Here is a 19245-nt window from a genome sequence, read left to right as displayed (position 1 = left end):
AGGACTGTCTCTTAAAGTGTGTAAGTTCAAAAATTAAGCTTGGGTTAGGTTCTACTTTTTAGAGTCTAACCCTTTCTTGATATAGGATTAAAAATTGATCAATAATAACTCCCCAGTTTCTTACTGGCATAGACCATTTTTTAGTTGCTTCTCTCACAGCCAAATATACGGATTTCATAACAGCTTCATCTGTAGGGAAGGATAATTTATTTTTAGTGTACTTCCTTATTTTACCGTTTAGATTCTCAATTAGATTGGTGGTATATATGATTTTCCTAATATCTACGGGGAATTCAAAGAAAACCGTAAGGTCTTCCCAGTTGTTTTTCCAGCTTTGGATGGCATAAGAATATTTATGTTCCCACTTAGAAGCAAAATCATTTAAAGCAGCTTCAGCAGCCTGTTTAGTTGGCGCGTTGTAGATTTCTTTCATATCAGCAGTAAACTGTTTCTTATCTTTCCAAACAACGTATTTACAAGCATTTCGAATCTGATGTACTACACATATTTGTGTTTTAGATTCAGGAAAAACGGTACGTATGGTATCGGTAAAACCATTTAAGTTATCGGTTGCTGTAATCAAGATATCTTCAGTTCCTCTAGCCTTCATATCGGTTAAAACACTCATCCAAAAGGATGATGACTCATTTTTACCTAACCATAATCCTAAAACTTCTTTGCGTCCATCGCGTTTTAAGCCTACTGCGATATAAATGGTTTTATTAATTACTTTGGAACCTTCTCTAACCTTAAAAACAATTCCGTCCATCCAAACGATTAAATAAACAGGTTCTAATGGACGATTTTGCCAAGCTATAATGTCAGAGGTGATAGCATCTGTTATACGAGAAATCGTGGATTGAGAAACGTCAAAATTGTAGACCTCTCTGATCTGTTCTTCAATATCAGAAACGGACATTCCCTTGGCGTAAAGCGATACAATAACGTTTTCTAAGCCTTCTACCATGCTTTTTCGTTTAGGGATAAGCATCGGATTAAAACTAGCATCACGATCTCTAGGGACCTTTATTTCTTCTTCGCCATAACTCGTTTTTATCTTTTTGCTAGAATAACCATTACGCGCATTTTCTTGCTTGCGTAAATCATACTTGTCGTAATCCAGGTGAGCATCTAACTCACCTTCTAACATTTTTTCAATCCCTCGCTTTTGTAAGTCTTTGAGAAAGTTTTGGAGTTCATCGCCAGTTTTAAACTGTTTGAAAAAATCATCCGGAAATAGGTCTTTTGTTTCCATAAATATGTAAATATTAAATGTATAAAAAAAATTCTGCTCGATTTTAACCCAAGCAGAATTTTATACTTACACAGTTTTTGGTACAGTGTCTAATTATTATAAAAATGAGTTCGATATTGTATCGGACTCATTTTATTTAAGTTCGATTTTATTCTTTCGTTATTGTAGTAGTAAATGTATTGTTTTATTTCTTTTTTCAGCTCATCAATTGAATTGAATTTTTTTAGGTAAAATAGTTCTGATTTCAGTATTCCAAAGAAATTCTCGATAATAGCATTATCTAAGCAATTTCCTCTTCTACTCATACTTTGTATGATTCCTTTTTCACTTAATAAAGCCTGATATTGTTTCATCTGATATTGCCATCCTTGATCAGAATGTAATATTAAGCTCTTGGTATTTTTAGTTGTTTTAAACGCTTTTTTAAGCATGACTATCACTTGATTAAACACAGGTCTTTCACTCAATTGGTAGCTGATGATTTCTTGGTTGTACAGATCCATTATTGGGGATAAATACAACTTCTTATCTTTCACTTTAAACTCGGTAACATCTGTCACCCATTTTTGGTTGGGTTCATCAGCCTTAAAGGCTCTCTGTAAAACATTTGGAGCAATTTTACCTTGTTCACCTTTGTATGATTTGTTTTTTTTTCTACGAATCAAACTTTTTAAACCTAAGCTATTCATTAGTTTAAGAACGGATTTATGATTGATTATTGTTCCTGATTTTTTTAGTTCATCGGTTATTCGGCGGTAACCATAACGACCTTTATGCTGATGATAAATTGATTTTATCAACTCTTTTATCACCTGATATTTGTCTGGTTTTTCGCTTTGTTTTTTATGATAATAAAAACTACTTCTAGCCATTTTTGTTTGATTTAAAAGTAAATCTAAATCAAATGTATGCCTTAATTCTGTTATGGCTTGCGCTTTTTGGCTTGCTCTTCTGCTTGAATCAAGGCTTGTAACTTTTTTAGCAAAGCGTTTTCACAGCGAAGGCGCTCGTTTTCTAAAAGAAGTTCTTCTTCACGGGTTAAAGGTTTATCAGATTTACGTTTTTTGCGTTTAAAATCACTCATAGATTTTGGTCTTCCTTTGGGTTTAGGTTCTAATGCTTGTACACCAAAGTTAGTAAAATCTCTTTTCCATTTTACAATTATGGCTGCATCAGGAATATTAAACTTTATACTCGCTTCTAGCAAAGAAAGGTTTTGTTTATCAATAGTTTTTATAACTTTTAATTTAAAAGCTTGTGTGTAATGCTGATTTTTTCTCGGGAGTAATCCTGCTTTACCATATTGCTGATAAAAATTTACCCATTTGCGGATGTTAGATACATCGATACATTTTAATTTAGAAACATCATTATTTGAATAATGTTTCTTTAAAACCATTTCTACACATTCTAATTTAAATGTATAATCATATTTGACTTTTCTTTCCATAAAAAATGCCCCCAAAAGTGTCTAACTTTTTGGGGGCAGTGTAATTGAGATGGATTTTTTTTGATATATATTTTTCAATTACTGAAACATATCTTTCACACGTTCAAAGAATGATTTTTCATTTTTAGAAGGTTCTGGTGAAAAATGATCATCGTCTCTCATTTTTTCAAAATACGCTTCTTGGTCTTTTGATAAATGAGTTGGTGTCCAAATGTTAACATGTACAAATAAATCACCTTTTCCGTAACCATTCAAGTCAGGTAAACCTTGACCTTTTAAACGTAATACTTTTCCTGATTGAGTTCCTTTGTCAACTTTAATTTTTACTTTTCCATTAACAGTCGGAATTTCTTTAGAAGCACCTAAAACAGCATCTGGAATAGAAACATACAAATCAAAATGTAAGTTGTTTCCATCACGTTTTAATGTGTCGTGTTCTTCTTCTTCAATCAAAACAAGTAAGTCACCAGGAATACCATCAAAAGGCGCATCGTTACCTTTTCCGCGAACTTGCAATTGAATTCCTTCTCTTGCTCCAGCTGGAATTTTAAGGTCGATTGTTTCCTCAACTTTGATTAATCCTTGATTATTTGCTCCCGAAGGAATTTTATCTGCAACTTTTCCTACTCCTTGACAAGTTCCACAAGTTGTAGCGGTTTGCATTTGCCCTAAAAATGTATTGGTAACACGAACTTGTTGTCCAGAACCTCCACAAGATGGACATGTTTTAGATGTAACGCCATCTGCTTGTTTAAAACGTTTAACTTTTACTTTCTTTTCGCAACCGTTCACCATTTCTTCTAAGTTCAATTTTACGCGAATACGCAAATCAGAACCTTTCATTCGACGTGGACCACGAGATTGACCTCCAAATCCGCCACCGAATCCTCCGCCTCCAAAGATATCGCCGAAATGAGAGAAAATATCCTCCATATTCATTCCGCTGCCACCGCCGAATCCTCCGCCAGCAGCTCCGCCCATTCCTGCATGTCCGAATTGGTCGTAACGTGCACGTTTGTTGTCGTCGCTTAAAACTTCGTAAGCTTCTGCAGCTTCTTTAAATTTATCTTCTGCCTCTTTGTCACCAGGATTTTTGTCAGGGTGATATTTGATGGCAAGTTTACGATAAGCTTTCTTGATATGCTCTGATGTTGCAGATTTTTCGACCTGCAATATTTCGTAATAATCTCTTTTTGATGACATTTTCTTAATCTAAATTATAATCCAACAACAACTTTCGCGTAGCGAACCACTACATCATTTAATAAATATCCCGTTTCTACAACGTCTACAATTTTACCTTTCAAATCCTCTGTTGGAGCAGGAATTTGAGTAATTGCTTCGTGTAAATCTGTGTTGAAATCGTCTCCAGGTTTTACTTCCATTTCTTTCAAACCTTTTGCACGTAAAGTTTCTACTAATTTATTATTGATCAATTCAACTCCTTGAAGTAAGTTGTCGTCTCCAGATTTTTCAATTTGATTGATTGCGCGTCCAAAATCATCTAAAACAGGCAATAATGAAGTGATTACTTCTTTATTTGCTGTCTTGAAAATATCCATGCGTTCGCGAGAAGTACGTTTTTTGAAGTTGTCAAACTCAGCAAATAAACGTAAATATTGGTCTTTTTCTTTTGTTAATTGTTCCTTAACAATTTCTAATTCTGACTTTCCAGCAGTTTCTTCTTGTGGCTGTTCTACAGTGTTGTCACTCTCTTGAACGTTTTCTTGAAGATTCTCGTTCTCTAATTCTTCGTGTATATTTTGGTCAGACATATTCTTATTAGTTTTTTTGTTTCTGATTGAATCAAATAGTTTGCCAATGCCCATTATGTGTCGTTTTGTCAGATTTTAAATAAAAAAGAAGCACTTCTGTCGCGAGAAGTGCTTCGGTAAATGTATAAAGTTTTTTTGATTAAAATTCATCATTAAATTGTGTAATCATAAGTTCTGGATTTTCGGTAGAATATTTTACTATTATACTATCGCCTTCATTTACATTATCTTTTGAATCATTTCCGTCAGATTCTGTAAATGTTTTTCCATTTACAATATATCTTACATCTATTGAGCGTCCTTTATAAGTCATTTTTCTTATAACTAATCCCTTTGTGTATCCAAATGACTTATTGATAATACTTATATCTTTTTCTCTTGATTTTCTTAAATAAAAAGCTATCCCTGAAATTATCAAAATAATAAATAGAGTAACAAAGATAAGAGTTATAATCTCCTTTTTCTTATTTACAGAATTTTTCATTAAAACTTAAAATTAATTTTTCCATTCAAGAAACGTCCTGTCAAATAATTTGGCATTGTGTAAACTGCACTCGAATTTACGTCGCGAATCCATGAATTACTGATTTCGTTTTTAATATCAAACACATTGAAAACATCTACACCAATCGAAATTTCTTTGAAATTACTCCAGAATGTTCCTTTTGATGGTTTCAATTCTTTTTGATTAATAATTTCTTTCACAAAACCAATGTCAACACGTTTGTAATCTGTCAACGTTGTTTGGTATTGGTAAGGATCTGCAAATTGTGGTGCTCCGTTTGGTAAACCAGAAGCATAAATCAAATTTACATTCACTTTGAAAGATGGTAAAAACTCCATATAATCTTGGAAAAATGCAGATAATTTGAAACGCGGATCTGTTGGTAATGGAATATTTCCTCTGTCATCAATATTTTGATAAGCGCGCGCATACGAAGCCGAGAACCAAGAATCGATTCCTGGAACAAACTGCCCAAATAAATGCATATCAAGTCCATACGCATAACCTTTGGAGTTGTTATCTGCCGTATAACGAATTCTCACATTGTCTACATAATACGGATTCAAATCATTTAAGATTTTGTAATAAACCTCAGTTGTTAATTTGAACGGACGATCCATCCATTTGAATTCGTAATCGTTTCCAAATATAAAATGAATTGATTGTTGCGATTTTACTTTATCATTCAAAGAACCATCTAAACGACGAATTTCGCGATAGAAGGGAGGTTGATAATAAATACCTGTCGAAAAACGGAACAACATATCGCTTTCCCAATCTGGTTTAACAGCGATTTGAGCACGAGGCGAAACAGTTGTTTCTTCGTTAAAATCCCAATAAGCTGCACGTACACCAGCGTTGAACATAACTTTCGCATCATTCCACATGAATTTGCTTGTATATTGTGCGTAACCTGAAATACGATTGGTTTTTAAATTATTTTTTGAATTGACATAATAACTTAAATTCAAACCATTTCTTGGATTCGGATTCACAACATATCCTGTCGAATCGATTGCTTGCCATTCACCTAATAAATCGCGAATATCTTCTTGTTGAAATTTTGCACCCCACTCAATATCATTGTTTCCGTTGATTTTGTATTTTCCTTTGTGTTGAATTCCGGCAACCAACGCATCAAAATTATTTCGTGCATGATCGATTTGCGAACCAACATCATTCGTAGAAGTAGCAAAGCCTTTTTCGTCTACTTCAGAAATGAAATAAGAACCTTGAATATCAAAATATTCGCGCTCTTTCGAATGATAAGCAAAAACATCTAACCCTAAATCTACTTTAGAATTTGGTTGATACGTAAACGATAAACTTCCTGTTTCTGTCGCAAATTTATCATCTTCTTTTCCGTCATAAAAAACAGTTAGCAACAAGGGAGTATCCATTGTATTGATATAAGTTTCACGTTTTATAGGAAACATTTCGTAGCGCGAACGCGACATTGTTCCCAAAAATGCAACATTCCATTTATCATTTAATTTATAATTGATATTGGCTTGCACATCGTAATATTCAGGATTGAAATTGGTATCACCTTTTAAGGTATTTAATACTAAATTTCTGTTTTGATAACGAGCTCCAACAATTGCCGAAAGTTTTTTATCTTTAGAACCTCCGCCTAATGTCAAGCTTCCGCCCATTAAACTTGCTTCTAATTGACCTTCAAATTTTGTTGGACGTTTGTAGGTAACATCTAAAACAGAAGACATTTTGTCGCCATATTTTGCTTCCCAACCACCAGCAGAAAAGTTGATAAATTGTGTCATCGCAGGATTTACAAAGCCTAAACCTTCTTGTTCACCAGAACGAATTAATTGAGGTTTGTAAACTTCGATTCCGTTAACGTAAATTAAATTTTCGTCATAATTTCCTCCGCGAACCATATATTGCGAACTTAATTCTGTATTCGAATTTACGAAAGGCAATGTTTTCAATAAATCGGCAACTCCGCCAGTCAAACTTGGTCCTTGTTGCATTTGCGCAGCACTCAAAACGGTACTTTGCAAAGGTTTATTTTTATTAGATTGAAAAGAAATTGTTGCTTCACCTAATTCAATCGCATTGGTTTGATCAGGAACTAATTGAACAAAAATTTCTTTCTTGTTTTTATCTTTTAGCGTAAATGTTTGTGCAAACGAATGATAACCATTGTTGTTAAAAGTTACGGTAACGGAAGAGTTTGATGGAATTTCTATTTTGAAATTACCATTTTGATCCGTAAAATAAGATTGATCGTTGACAATAATCTCAGCTTCACTAATTGGAATTCTATTTTCGTCGACAACTTTACCATTAATTTGCGCAGTTTGAGCAAATAAAATTCCACCCAAAAGAGATAAACTTATGGTACTAAGAAATCTTTTTGAATGTTGTAGAGTACGTTGCTGTGTTGTTTTTTTCATCTTTCACGTTTAATTCTAATTGATGGTCACCAACCGAAATCTGTTCTTTGTTCAAATTAATTGATAGTCGTTTAATTTTCTGATCATATTCGGCTAAAACCCACTTACCATCGATATAAGCTTTATAGTCTTTTATCCCAGATTGAGCATCATCAATTGTAAATTTGATAATAGCATTAGCTTGAGTAAATTGACTATCTGATTTGATATTTAACGGAGTAATTGTCGGTTTAGTATTGTCAATTAAAATAGAAAAAACGCCAAAATCTTTTGGATTCGCAACAAGCTTTCCATTTTTGAGCTCTGTTGTTAAATAATCTTTTTTCCAAGCGCCTCTTTTTTGATATTCGCGTACAATAACAGCTTTGTCTAATTGTGCGGTCGGAATGTCAGCACTCGGTTCTATTGCTAAGGTGTAAGATTGATGAATTGGTATATAATAATCGCCCACCCAATGTTTACCATTCGAGAATTTATAAGCTAAATCAAAATCTTCATAAAAAATATTTTTAGGGAAAAATATTTCGATTCCATCAGATTTGAAATGATTTTCTTTGTTCCACAACATTGGATTTGTTTCAGTAAGTTTTGCAGAATCTACAAATGCTTTTCCATTAACTGTAAAAGATTGCGAAGATAAATTTCCTGCATAATCAGAAACGTCAATTTTTACTTTGTACGATTTTCCTTCTTCAAGCTCTAAAATTCCATTGTTTTTTAGATTTGAATACATTCTGACAGGATTCCCATCTTTCACAAATCCTTGATACACCCAACTATTATTTTTCTGAATATCGCCATAATCGCAAACTGTATTTATAGCTCGAGCTTCATCAAACGAAAAACGATTAGAAGTAAACGTATAAATCGGTTCATCATTCACATAAATATTAATTTGATGAACTCCATTGTTATTTTCTGCTCCATTGTGTTTGTCATAGGCTTTTACACCAAAACCTATTGCGCCAGAGGCAGAAATTGTACCTCCATTTACCACAACAACACGATTGGTTTTTTGATTCACATCGCCATAAATTGGATAAGCATATAGGCCTAAAATAGATGGTTTTCGAGTATCAGGTAAATCAAAACCGAAGTAAAAAGGATTAATTGGTTCTTCTGTTTTGGTATCACGAATTTCGAAATGTAAATGTGGACCTCCAGAACCTCCAGAATTTCCAGAAAGAGCAATCAAATCGCCCATTTTTACAGGAAGTTCGTTTGGTTTTGGATGCAATTCTATCTTAAACGTTTCGTTTGCATATTGTTGTTTGCGCACATATTCTTGCAATTCGGGCGTAAATTCTCTCAAATGGGCATAAACAGAAGTATATCCGTTTGGGTGATCGATATAAAGTGCATTTCCATAACCTGTTGGCGAAATATTAATGCGAGAAATGTAACCGTCTCCAACCGCTTTTACTTTCAGACCTTCTCGTTGTTGAGTTTTGATATCAAGCCCAGCGTGGAAATGATTGGCACGTAATTCTCCAAAATTACCAGCTAAATAATTGGTAATTTCTAAAGGATTTTGGAAGATGTTTTTTGGATATGTTTCAGATTTTGGTTGTTCTGATCGTTGTCCAAAAACAACAGAACTTAGTAATAAGTTTAGGAAAATTGGCTTAATCACTTTCATTTTTTCTTTTCAATAATTAACAAATCAGTTAAAAGTAAATTAAATCTTTTACAAACCTCCTTAATCTTTTGAATTTCTGAAAATTATTTGGAGATAAATTTTTGTAAAATAAAATTAAATAAATGATTATCAATATTTTGTATTTGTAAAATAATAAACAAGTAAAAGAAAAGGATTTTAGTGAATGATTGAGAAATGATGAAAGTAATTTTAAAATCAAACATAAAAAACATCATCATGAGAAAAATTATTTTAGCACTTTTTATAGTTGCTTCTATCGTAAGTTGTAATGAATACAAAGGTTCAGAAAGTAATGCAGAATTGGCTGCTGATGCGAAAGAAGAAGTTGCGGTTTCTAATGCTGCAAATTTAGAAGTAGAAGGGAAGGTTTTTAAATCGAATGCGTTGATCGAAATGAAAGTAAAAGATGCGATGAAAGATGCGGTTCAAATCGAAGAAAATGCGATTTCGTTGAATGGATTTGTTTTGAATAGTGAAATGATTAATCAAATTTTAGATTCGGATAAAGTTGAATTATCCGAAAACATAATATGACAATACTATTTTTCTTTAAATTGCCTATTTATAAGGGTTTAAGGATTGTTAAAGTTTCAATTTGAAGTACTCTAACGCATTGAAATCCTTGATTTGTTGTACCAATTGTTGTACCTTAGAATCACGTTACATTCGTTTGCATCAGCAAGTTACAAAAATATTTCACTTGTTTGCATTCGTTTAGAAAAGTAGATTTTTAACCCATAATACAATTTCCAATGGCTTCAATCAAATTAGTACTTCGCATCAACCAAGAAGATAAAACAGGACACAGTCCCTTGTATATCCGATTAATCAAGGATCGTAAAACAAAGTTTATAGCAACTGGAGTAAAGTTGAAAGAAAATGAATGGGATGATATCAAACAAAAAGTAAAACGCAATTATCCCAATTCAACGAGAATGAATGCTTTCTTAGCTCAGAAGATAGCAGATGCAGAAGCGATGGTTGCCGATAACGAACGTAAACGTGGAAATATCTCCGCTAAGCGATTAAAAGAAGCCATCAAAGGAAAAGATATTAAGAACTTCTTCGAATACGCTTACGAACGTTGTGAGCGCATCAAGAACAATGTATCGCCACAAACCTACAGAGCTTATAAAATGAACATTCAAAAGTTCGAGAAGTTTTTAGGCACAAACGAAATCTACTTTGAGGATATTACGTTTACCGTTTTAAATGACTACATCAATTATATGAGCAATCGTTTAAAGAATGGCTCAACAACAATGCATTTTGCCTTAAATATTTTAGCGATAATGTTTAAAGATGCCATCCGAGAAGAAATCATCACATTGCAAACCTATCCATTTGCCAGTGTAAAAATCAAACGAGAAAAAGGAAAAAGACAGTTTTTAAATAAAGAACAAATCGAGCAGCTTAAAAATTATAAAATCCCACATATTCAAACCGATGTATTTTTCCGAGATATGTTTATTTTTAGTTGTTATGCAGGTGGATTACGCTTTAGTGATGTCGTTACGTTACAATGGAAAAACTACAACGAAGCAGAACAAAGAATAAGCTTAGATATCCGAAAAACACATCGTTCACATCAATTTAAGATAGGACAAACGGCAATCGAAATTTTAAATAAATACAAAACTGAAAATAGCCAACCGGATGATTTTATTTTTCCGATTATTCAAGATGATGATTTCTTCTTAAAAACCAGAGAATACCAAGCAAAATACATTTCTAATAAAAATGCATTATGTGGTCAGAAACTACGTCGAATGGGAAAAGAATTAGAATTTCCTTTTTCGTTACAGTTCCATTTAAGCCGACACACTTTTGCAACACAAGCCTTAGCTAACGGGATGCGTATTGAGAATTTATGCTAAAATCGTAAACGAAGAATTAGATAAAGCAGTAGAGAAGTATATTTTGTAAATTAAAATAATTGTTAAATTACACTATATTGCGTTAAAATCATAGCTTTGTATAAACTATATTTTTAACCATATTTATAATAAATAATGGATCAACTTGATTTATTTGCTGAACCTAAAAACCCTTATGAACCAATTCAAATAATGAATGGTTCATATATCTATATTGACAATTTTTTTAATAGGATTGAAGCAGACTTTTTCTTAAATGATTTTATAAATAACATCGTTTGGGAACAGCAATCTATGAATATGTATGGTAAAATTATTCCTTTTCCCAGGTTAACAACTTGGTATGGCGATAATGATAAACCTTATACTTTTTCAGGAATTACTTTACAACCTCACCCTTGGAATGAATCTTTATTAAAAATTAAAAGTAGAATAGAACCTTTAAGTGGTGTAAATTTTAATAGTGTATTACTAAATCGTTATCGTGATGGTAATGATTCTATTTCATGGCATACCGACGCCGAAAAGGAACTAGGTAATAACCCAGTAATTGCTTCAGTAAACTTTGGAGAAGAACGTGTCTTTCAGTTAAAACACAAGGATACAGGTGAACGTATTGATATACCATTAAAACATGGTAGTTTATTAATTATGATGGGTGAATTACAACATTTTTGGAAACATCAAGTTCCAAAATCTAAAAAAACTATGAAAGAACGTGTTAACTTAACTTTCCGTGTAATAAAATAATGAGTAATAACTTCATTCAAAAAGTTTCCAATTTATCACCATTAAACTTTTCAAATATTAGAAAATTAGCAAATGAAGAATTAAATCATTTGTCTAAAATTGAGAAGGATCAATTATGGGATAAATTAGATCGTGGAGTAGCTCTTTTAGATAGTCACGAGTTACTATGCCAATATTTATGGTCTTTTGGAAATATGCATCAAGCTAAATTGTTAGATGCATTTAAATATTTACCTAAAAATTTGATTCAGCAGCCTTTTGAAGTCATTGATTGGGGATGTGGTCAAGCAATGGGAACGATTAATTTGTTGGATTTTTTACAAATCAATAGTTCAATTAGTAATGTAAAGAAAGTTACTTTGATAGAACCTTCAGAAATGGCTTTGGATCGTGCTGTTGATTTAGTAATGTGTTATCAAAATCAATATGATTTTGAATTAAAATCTTATGCCCGCTTCTTTGAAGATATAGACAAAGTTGAATTATCTTCCCATTCAGAGTTTCCTATTATTCATATATTTTCTAATATTCTTGATGTTGCTCAAATTGATTTAAAATATTTAGCTTCATTAGTAGATGGCAATAAAAATAAAAATCAATTCTTAGTTTGTGTTGGACCGTTAAACCCAATGAATCAGCGTATTGATGCATTTTTAAATTATTTCAGCCTTAAAAATAGAAATACAATACACCAATTCGAGGATAGTTATTATAGAGATAAATGGACGAATAAAACAAAGATTTATGAATTAGTAGCTGATAATGAACCGCACTTAATTCCAATTGAATATTATCCAGCAGTGCAGTTTACAGCTGCTTATGAATTAGATATTATTCAACAACTTCGTAAAGCACATAAACTTAGCATTGATTATGGCTATTTTGATACAGTAGCACCTTTTGATATTGGAGCTTCTGTATATGATGACATCAATCCTGTTTTAGCTGTATTAAATAATATTATTTGTCGTGGAATTCCTACGAAAGCTAGTCCTTTCGTGGAGAGTGTTTTTGCTTCTCATTTTGATTTAAGTAAAAAAACGGATAATCGTTTCGTAATCGAATATGAGCAGAATGAAACGATAAATATAGATCAATTAAAATCTATTGTTGAAAATGGAGTTGATAAAAACAGCTCTAATAATTTGGAATTAATTCAGCATATATATGCACCAATTGCCATTGCACGTTTTCAAAAAGTTTTAGTCGAAGCTATATTGACGGGACATTTAGAGATTGAATCAGAAAAATGGGAGTTCTTAATCGAAGAAAAAGATGTTCCTTTTGCGTATATAGCAATTGAAGACTTTAAAACGATGTATGATAACCTCATAAGTTTAACGCAAGATTATGAGCATTTAGTACTACCTGAAATTAGTCTTACGGTGATTAATACATCTGTTTTTAATTCTTCAGCATTACATTTAGGAAATGAAGTTCATCAAAAAGCGAATCAAAGTATACGTAATAAAACATACGACTTAGTTTTTACCTTGAGTTTAAGTAAGTCTAATGTTTATGAAATTGAAGATTTTAGTCAATACAAAGCGAAAAACAATTGTTATTTCAATTCGTGTACAGCCATAACTAAAAAAGCTAAACGATATATTTATACAACTGATTTAATAGTTTATAAAAATTTAGTAACCAAAGATCAAGGAGGTAATTATTCGGATATTATCGAGACGAAAGAAAAATTAGAATATTTCGTTCAATTGTTGTTTAGAAAAGTTGCTTTCAGACCTGGTCAATTACCTATACTGGATCGTGCGATGCAGCACAAACCTGTTATTGGATTATTACCTACTGGTGGAGGTAAATCATTGACTTATCAAGTTGCAGCTATGTTACAACCTGGGGTTACAATGATTATCGACCCTCTAAAATCTTTAATGAAAGATCAATACGATGGTCTAATTAATATAGGAATAGATAGTGCAGGTTATTTAAATTCATCACAATCTTCAGTAGAGAAAAAAGCTGTTGAATCTCAATTAGAAAATTCACAATTACAATTTATTTTTCTCTCACCTGAGCGTTTAGCGATCTATTCATTTCGTGAGCGATTAAAACACATGCACGATTATAACGTGTATTTTGCTTATGGAGTAATTGATGAAGTGCATTGTGTTTCTGAATGGGGACATGACTTTAGATTCTCCTATCTGCATTTAGGTAGGAACTTATATAATTATGTGCGTTCTAAGAATAAGGAAATTTCGTTGTATGGTTTGACCGCTACTGCTTCTTTTGACGTATTAGCAGATGTTGAACGTGAGCTATCAGGAAATGGTGCATTTGATTTAGATGCAGATACCATTGTTCGTTATGAGAATACTAATAGGTTAGAACTTCAATACAAAATTGAAAAAGTGCCAATTGAGTTTGAAGTAGATCAATATTACGACAAAAATAAAGTACTTGATCAAACTCTACCGAAAGCTTTAAATATTTCAAATTCATTTAAAGCTTTTGAATCTAAAGGAGATTTCTTAAAGGATTATATTGAACAGGTTCCACATTATTTTAATCAATTGATTGAAGATAAAAATGTGAAATTGATCAAAGACAGTTTCTTTGATCGTCAAGGAAATAATACGGGTATTGAAGAAAAATTGGTAACACAAATGCCAGAGGATTATTTTTCTTCAAGATCAAAATATGACCAAGCAGGAATCATTTTTTGCCCTCATGTAAATGGGACAGGAATATCTGTTAGAAAAAATAAAGAAAGATTTGAAAGATCAATCCAAGATGTAGCTTCATTTTCTGGGCAAGATGATGATTCGTCATCTATGGATAATCTCGAAAAATTTAGAGACAATAAAAGTCCATTAATGATAGCAACTAAAGCTTTTGGAATGGGAATTGACAAACCGAACGTTAGGTTTACGGTGAATATGAATTATTCGAGTTCATTAGAATCATTTGTTCAAGAAGCAGGTCGTGCAGGTCGTGATAAGAAAATGGCATTGGCAACAATTTTTGTTTCAGATTATGCTTTAGCTTCGATTAAAAGAAATTATACTGAAAATGGTTTTCCTATCTCAATTCTAAAAAATAAATGGTTTCATGAGGCTGATTTAAAACAAATTTTGAATCATTACAACTTAGATATTCCAGATGATTACATTTTAAAAGCAAATCCTGTACAAGATATTGTAAAGCTTAAATGTATTAAGGATAATAAGATGTTTGGATTCAAGAAATGTTCTGAAGCATGTACTGAATTTAAACGTTGCCAATTAAGAAAAGTTCCTGATGAAGCGAGAGGTTGGAAAGCTGAAAAAGAATTAATTGAAGATTTAAGAAATGCCAATCTAAATATTAGTAAAAAGAATTTTGAATATCTCAATCCTGACTACGGTACAGTAATGTTTTTCTTTAATGAATCTTTTAAAGGGGATATTGCCGAAAAAACTTTTATGCATCAATTATTAAATGTAATGGATGTTAAAGTTGGTGAGAAAGAGAGAGTAACATACAAAGGATTTTTAACACCGTTATTAGAAGCTGAAGAAAAGAAAGATTTGGTGGTTTATGTACCATATTATGATGGTAATTCCATTGATTTATCTAAAGCAATTTATCGCATGTGTTGTATTGAATTGATTGAGGATTTTACACAAGATTATGCGAATAATGAATTTAGAATCTTAGTTAATAATAAAGAAGAAGGCGGATATTATAAAGGTTTATACAACTTCCTATTGAGATATTTTACTGCAGACAGAGCAATATTAGAGGTAGAAAAGGCAAAAGATTTTGAAATCAAAAATGACAATGATCCTGAAATTACTAAAGAAATCTATAGGTGTTTAGCTTATCTTACATCTTTTGTTTACGACAAAATATCAGAGAAACGTAAAAGGGCGATTGATGACATGCGTAACTTTTGCATGGTTGGTTTAGAAAATAAGGATAATTGGATAGTTTCTAATGAAAAACTGAAAGATGATTTATTCTATTATTTCAATTCCAAATACGCAAAGCCTGATTATACATTAGACGACGGAACACCGTATTCACTTTTAGTAGATACGGATGAGGGAAAACAATCAGACACTGAAACGGTTTTTAAATATTTTCGTGTAATAGAAGACGAATTAGTAGGTACAGGAACCCCATTAGATAATGTTCGACATTTGTATGGTGCTGTTCGTTTAATCAGTCGTTCTTTAACCGATACGAACCCAACGTTGTATTTGTTAGAAGTATTTTGTTTGGCTTATTTAGGAACAAAAAACAATGAAAATTTAAAGAATCAATTAGCTCAACGTTATGCAGATGGAATGCTTGATTTTTCAGAACGATTTAATTCCCAAAAAGAATTTTGGAAGTTTTTTGAATTGTATAATAAACAATTAGAAAACTTATTGAAAGCTAAAAAATTAAAAGAATTACAAGATAACACAACATTGCAAGTACATAGCAACCAAATAAGTACTGTCATTTCAAACTATTTAAACAATGAATAATATCAATATAAATAATACACTTGCAGAATTAGAAGATAATTTAAAAAAAATGGATTCTGCTAGATCTCAAGTTTTAAATCTTAGTCAATTAGTGAGTCAATTAACAGAGGCTTACGCTGATACATTAGGTCAACTTAAAAAAATAGAAAGTTCTATTCATTACGACGAAAAGTATTTTGAAAAGAAATTTGGAAAAAGTATCAATGAATTAGATGCAAATATCAATTTACTTCAATCTAAAGTAGTAGATCATAATAATTCTGTGAATTCTATTCACGAAAAAGCATCAAAAGATTTCATTAATAGTTTAAAAAAGAGCGAAGAAAAAGTAAAATTATATATCGACGATATTAAACCAACTTTAGAAAAAGTTCAAACGGAATTCAAGAATAAGAATGAAGAAATTATTGTTGATTTAAAACAAAAGATTAAAGAAGTAATTGAAACTTCTTCTGAGAAGATAAATGAAATTAAAGGTCTTGATTTATTAAAAGAAATTAATTCTATTGAAAGTACAACTAAGGAAATCAATTCAAATTTTGACAATGTTTTTAGTTCTTTAGATAATATTCAAAATACGCAACATTTAAATTTTGAAAATATTCTAACGGAAAACAAAGAACTAAAAAATGAGATTCAAAATTTAAAGTCAGAATTGAATTCAAAATTCGAAAAATCAGACACAAATTTCAAAATACTTTTAGCAGCTATTGTTGTTACATTACTTGTAACAATAGTTATGAAATTTATATAATTTAAAAGAGAGTTTTATACTCTCTTTTTTTTGTAGAGCAATATATCGAATAAGGAAGTTTTAAATATCTTTGGCGACACCTTTTGTCTTTTTAAAGTTTTAATTTACATCAAATTACACTATAAAAGGTTAATTGCTAAAACTTAATTTATGATGAAGTATTTGATAAAAGAAACTGTACAATTCAAAGAGTTTACACAAGTTGCTTTACACAATGTAAAGTCAGAAGAATTTGATATTATAGAGGTTCAACCTCTTACAAATGACGGGTATTGTCAAGCATTAATTGACAAAATATTTGAGATTTCTCATTCTGAAATTGCTGATTTTATCAAACATCAACTTTTATATGCAAAAGATAAGCTACATTGGATTAATAAGTTTGAAAAGTTAGTTTCAGTAAATGAATTTCTGTTTGAAAAAGGAAGAAATAAAACTCGTTTAATGAAAATTTATACTTCAACAGAAATAATTCGATTAGGTTTATATAAACCAATAGAGATTAAAGACGAGGACAAACCAGCACCAAGATTTATAAATGCCGAATCAGAAGAACGCTATTTTTCATTCACTAAAACGAGTAAAGAAGTTGATTTAATCGATGATTATTGTGATAAAATTCTATTTCTAACCAACGAAAAATACGAGTATGAACAAGCGAATATTCATTTTATTAATCCAAAATTAAAAGACTACGCTGAACAATGCGAAAAGAAAATCAGTCAATTACAAAATACAAGATTAATTAAAGAAGAATTAAAAGACAATCAACTTGAGAAAATGATTTATAATAAACTTAGGTTTTATGGAAACGTAAATCAACTGGTTGATATATTTTATCAAATGTCTAGAGAACTTTTTGTAGATGGAAAACCATTTTTAGATGGAAATCTCAATGATATCGCAAAAGTAATTGTGTCCAATTTTGTTGATAAAGATGGAAACGAATTAAGCCTAAAAACCGTTCGAACAATTTTAACTCCATCACGAGAAGATAAACGACCAAATGTAAATAAGCGAATAGATATAGATAAATTGCTTTAAAGCATTCAATCCTAACTTACTCAGTTAGGATTTTTTTTGCTCAAAAAGGTCTTATTCAAAAAATAGCAAGTCTTTAACCAATCATAGATAAACAGTTAGTTTCAAAATTATTTTGGTCTTATAAGACCAACTTAAGACCTGGCGACTTTTTTTTCTGTACTTCATTTGTTCCATAATCTTAAAACAAGAAAGAAAATGGAAGCAATCATTTTAACAAAAGAACAATACGATGCGATCGTATTCCAATCAGAAGAAATCACTAAAAAATTAAACAAAGCATTAGCAGCTAAACAAGAAACATTTATGGATAACCAAGAGTTTCTAATGCTTATGAAAATTTCAAAACGTACAGCTCAAACGTGGAGAGATGAAGGAAAGGTTTCATTCTGTCAAGTAGGCAACAAAATCTACTACAAAATGTCTGATGTCGAAAAGTTATTGAACGAACACTACAACAAATCATTCTCTAACAAACGCTAAAAATTAGAGTATCGGCATCTAAATCAAATTGGCATTACAATTCGCAGACGAGCGTCAATCCATTGAGAGAAGCGCAAAAATGTTTACCGACCATCGGGAGTGATTTAAACATTTTAGTGAAACGAAATGATGATTGACCGTCGAGAATTGAAGCCTTGATTTTTTTGGTTCCTTTTTTCATCAAGGAAAAAAGAACAAATAAATACAAAAGTCTAACATCTCAAATCTCAATACTATGAACATAAAATTCACCTTATTCCAAAACTTCAACGAAGTCATCAACACTGTTCCAATTGAGCAAATCGTAACAGAAATCAAAGAAGGAACTTACAAAAGCCAAATCCTGTACTTGCGTAAATCCTTAGAACAAGGAAAAATGGAACCATACGAAAAAGCAAAGAAATCATTACTAGCTTTTACACCAAGTGCAACATTTAAAGGCGGTAGAAAATTAGAATACCTCCAAAATTACAATCAACTAATCGTCCTGGATATTGATAAAGTAGAAAAAAATAAGCTTGCCGAAATCAAACAAAAAGCGATTGAATTAAGTACAACATTTATGGCATTTATTAGTCCATCAAACAACGGGTTAAAGCTATTCATCAAGGTTTCAACCAATCAAGACGAACACAAAAATACGTACAACATTGTCAAAGAATTTTACGAAAAAGAGTTAGAAATCGAAATCGATAAATCCGGTAAAGACGTCACTCGTTTATGTTTCTATTCTTATGATCCAGAAATCTATTTTAATCCAAACGCAGAAGTTTTTTCGTGTCATTCTGATTTCTATGACA

Annotated in this window: 16 protein-coding genes; 8 read left to right on the top strand and 8 right to left on the bottom strand. The window is 31.5% G+C overall.

Annotated elements, in window-relative coordinates; genetic code table 11:
- Positions 1–58: 58 nt before the first annotated feature.
- From B3J26_RS05435 to B3J26_RS05400, 8 genes are all read right to left on the bottom strand, one after another.
- Positions 59–1255 carry an IS256 family transposase gene (locus B3J26_RS05435; RefSeq protein ID WP_114998566.1) on the bottom strand — a complete coding sequence of 399 codons (1197 nt, stop codon included), beginning with the start codon at positions 1253–1255 and terminating at the stop codon, positions 59–61.
- An 89-nt stretch (positions 1256–1344) separates the two neighbouring features.
- Positions 1345–2181 (bottom strand): IS3 family transposase, encoded by an 837-nt coding sequence (locus tag B3J26_RS05430; protein ID WP_291073629.1) that lies wholly within the window; start codon positions 2179–2181, stop codon positions 1345–1347.
- Positions 2178–2705, bottom strand: a complete 528-nt coding sequence (locus B3J26_RS05425; RefSeq protein WP_291073625.1) for a helix-turn-helix domain-containing protein — start codon at positions 2703–2705, stop codon at positions 2178–2180. The genes B3J26_RS05430 and B3J26_RS05425 overlap by 4 nt, the downstream gene beginning before the upstream one ends.
- Positions 2706–2783: 78 nt before the next feature.
- Positions 2784–3908 (bottom strand): molecular chaperone DnaJ, encoded by a 1125-nt coding sequence (gene dnaJ, locus B3J26_RS05420; protein WP_219035230.1) that lies wholly within the window; start codon positions 3906–3908, stop codon positions 2784–2786.
- Between the two features lie 14 nt (positions 3909–3922).
- Entirely contained in the window at positions 3923–4480 is a 558-nt protein-coding gene (locus B3J26_RS05415) for a nucleotide exchange factor GrpE (protein WP_257468260.1), read from the bottom strand.
- Positions 4481–4619: 139 nt separating this feature from the next.
- Entirely contained in the window at positions 4620–4793 is a 174-nt protein-coding gene (locus B3J26_RS05410) for a hypothetical protein (protein WP_291073622.1), read from the bottom strand.
- Positions 4794–4963: 170 nt separating this feature from the next.
- Positions 4964–7402, bottom strand: coding sequence for a TonB-dependent receptor (locus tag B3J26_RS05405; protein WP_291073620.1), 2439 nt, complete (start codon positions 7400–7402; stop codon positions 4964–4966).
- Positions 7350–9041, bottom strand: a complete 1692-nt coding sequence (locus B3J26_RS05400; RefSeq protein WP_291073618.1) for a M23 family metallopeptidase — start codon at positions 9039–9041, stop codon at positions 7350–7352. Before B3J26_RS05400 ends, B3J26_RS05405 begins: the two co-directional genes overlap by 53 nt.
- A 237-nt stretch (positions 9042–9278) precedes the next feature.
- Between B3J26_RS05400 and B3J26_RS05395 the strand changes: the two genes are divergently transcribed.
- The 8 genes from B3J26_RS05395 to B3J26_RS05355 all read left to right on the top strand — a co-directional run.
- Entirely contained in the window at positions 9279–9596 is a 318-nt protein-coding gene (locus B3J26_RS05395) for a hypothetical protein (protein WP_291073616.1), read from the top strand.
- Positions 9597–9814: 218 nt separating this feature from the next.
- Entirely contained in the window at positions 9815–10939 is a 1125-nt protein-coding gene (locus B3J26_RS05390) for a site-specific integrase (RefSeq protein ID WP_291073614.1), read from the top strand.
- Positions 10940–11074: 135 nt separating this feature from the next.
- Positions 11075–11689, top strand: a complete 615-nt coding sequence (locus B3J26_RS05385; RefSeq protein WP_221854769.1) for an alpha-ketoglutarate-dependent dioxygenase AlkB family protein — start codon at positions 11075–11077, stop codon at positions 11687–11689.
- On the top strand, positions 11689–16167 hold the full coding sequence (locus tag B3J26_RS14850; protein ID WP_349679509.1) for a DEAD/DEAH box helicase: 4479 nt from the start codon (positions 11689–11691) through the stop codon (positions 16165–16167). The genes B3J26_RS05385 and B3J26_RS14850 overlap by 1 nt, the downstream gene beginning before the upstream one ends.
- A complete protein-coding gene (locus B3J26_RS05370) occupies positions 16160–16921 on the top strand; it encodes a hypothetical protein (protein ID WP_291073611.1) in 762 nt (253 codons plus the stop codon). The genes B3J26_RS14850 and B3J26_RS05370 overlap by 8 nt, the downstream gene beginning before the upstream one ends.
- Before the next feature lie 150 nt (positions 16922–17071).
- Positions 17072–17965, top strand: a complete 894-nt coding sequence (locus B3J26_RS05365) for a hypothetical protein (RefSeq protein WP_291073609.1) — start codon at positions 17072–17074, stop codon at positions 17963–17965.
- A gap of 195 nt (positions 17966–18160) precedes the next feature.
- Entirely contained in the window at positions 18161–18445 is a 285-nt protein-coding gene (locus B3J26_RS05360; RefSeq protein ID WP_291073607.1) for a helix-turn-helix domain-containing protein, read from the top strand.
- A gap of 235 nt (positions 18446–18680) precedes the next feature.
- Positions 18681–19245: BT4734/BF3469 family protein (locus B3J26_RS05355; protein ID WP_291073605.1), on the top strand; the 565-nt coding region annotated here is incomplete at its 3' end.

The organism is Empedobacter sp. UBA5987, assembly GCF_002429865.1.
Classification (GTDB): Bacteria; Bacteroidota; Bacteroidia; order Flavobacteriales; family Weeksellaceae; genus Empedobacter; species Empedobacter falsenii_B.
This window is presented reverse-complemented; position numbering and strand designations above follow the sequence as displayed.

Bases quoted from the DNA above. Each gene is read 5' to 3' on its own strand.
- B3J26_RS14850 (WP_349679509.1), top strand. From the start codon at position 11,689: ATGAGTAATAACTTCATTCAAAAAGTTTCCAATTTATCACCATTAAAC.
- B3J26_RS05435 (WP_114998566.1), bottom strand. From the start codon at position 1,255: ATGGAAACAAAAGACCTATTTCCGGATGATTTTTTCAAACAGTTTAAA.
- B3J26_RS05370 (WP_291073611.1), top strand. From the start codon at position 16,160: ATGAATAATATCAATATAAATAATACACTTGCAGAATTAGAAGATAAT.
- dnaJ (WP_219035230.1), bottom strand. From the start codon at position 3,908: ATGTCATCAAAAAGAGATTATTACGAAATATTGCAGGTCGAAAAATCT.
- B3J26_RS05395 (WP_291073616.1), top strand. From the start codon at position 9,279: ATGAGAAAAATTATTTTAGCACTTTTTATAGTTGCTTCTATCGTAAGT.
- B3J26_RS05365 (WP_291073609.1), top strand. From the start codon at position 17,072: ATGATGAAGTATTTGATAAAAGAAACTGTACAATTCAAAGAGTTTACA.
- B3J26_RS05415 (WP_257468260.1), bottom strand. From the start codon at position 4,480: ATGTCTGACCAAAATATACACGAAGAATTAGAGAACGAGAATCTTCAA.
- B3J26_RS05410 (WP_291073622.1), bottom strand. From the start codon at position 4,793: ATGACTTATAAAGGACGCTCAATAGATGTAAGATATATTGTAAATGGA.
- B3J26_RS05385 (WP_221854769.1), top strand. From the start codon at position 11,075: ATGGATCAACTTGATTTATTTGCTGAACCTAAAAACCCTTATGAACCA.
- B3J26_RS05390 (WP_291073614.1), top strand. From the start codon at position 9,815: ATGGCTTCAATCAAATTAGTACTTCGCATCAACCAAGAAGATAAAACA.
- B3J26_RS05405 (WP_291073620.1), bottom strand. From the start codon at position 7,402: ATGAAAAAAACAACACAGCAACGTACTCTACAACATTCAAAAAGATTT.
- B3J26_RS05360 (WP_291073607.1), top strand. From the start codon at position 18,161: ATGGAAGCAATCATTTTAACAAAAGAACAATACGATGCGATCGTATTC.
- B3J26_RS05400 (WP_291073618.1), bottom strand. From the start codon at position 9,041: ATGAAAGTGATTAAGCCAATTTTCCTAAACTTATTACTAAGTTCTGTT.
- B3J26_RS05425 (WP_291073625.1), bottom strand. From the start codon at position 2,705: ATGGAAAGAAAAGTCAAATATGATTATACATTTAAATTAGAATGTGTA.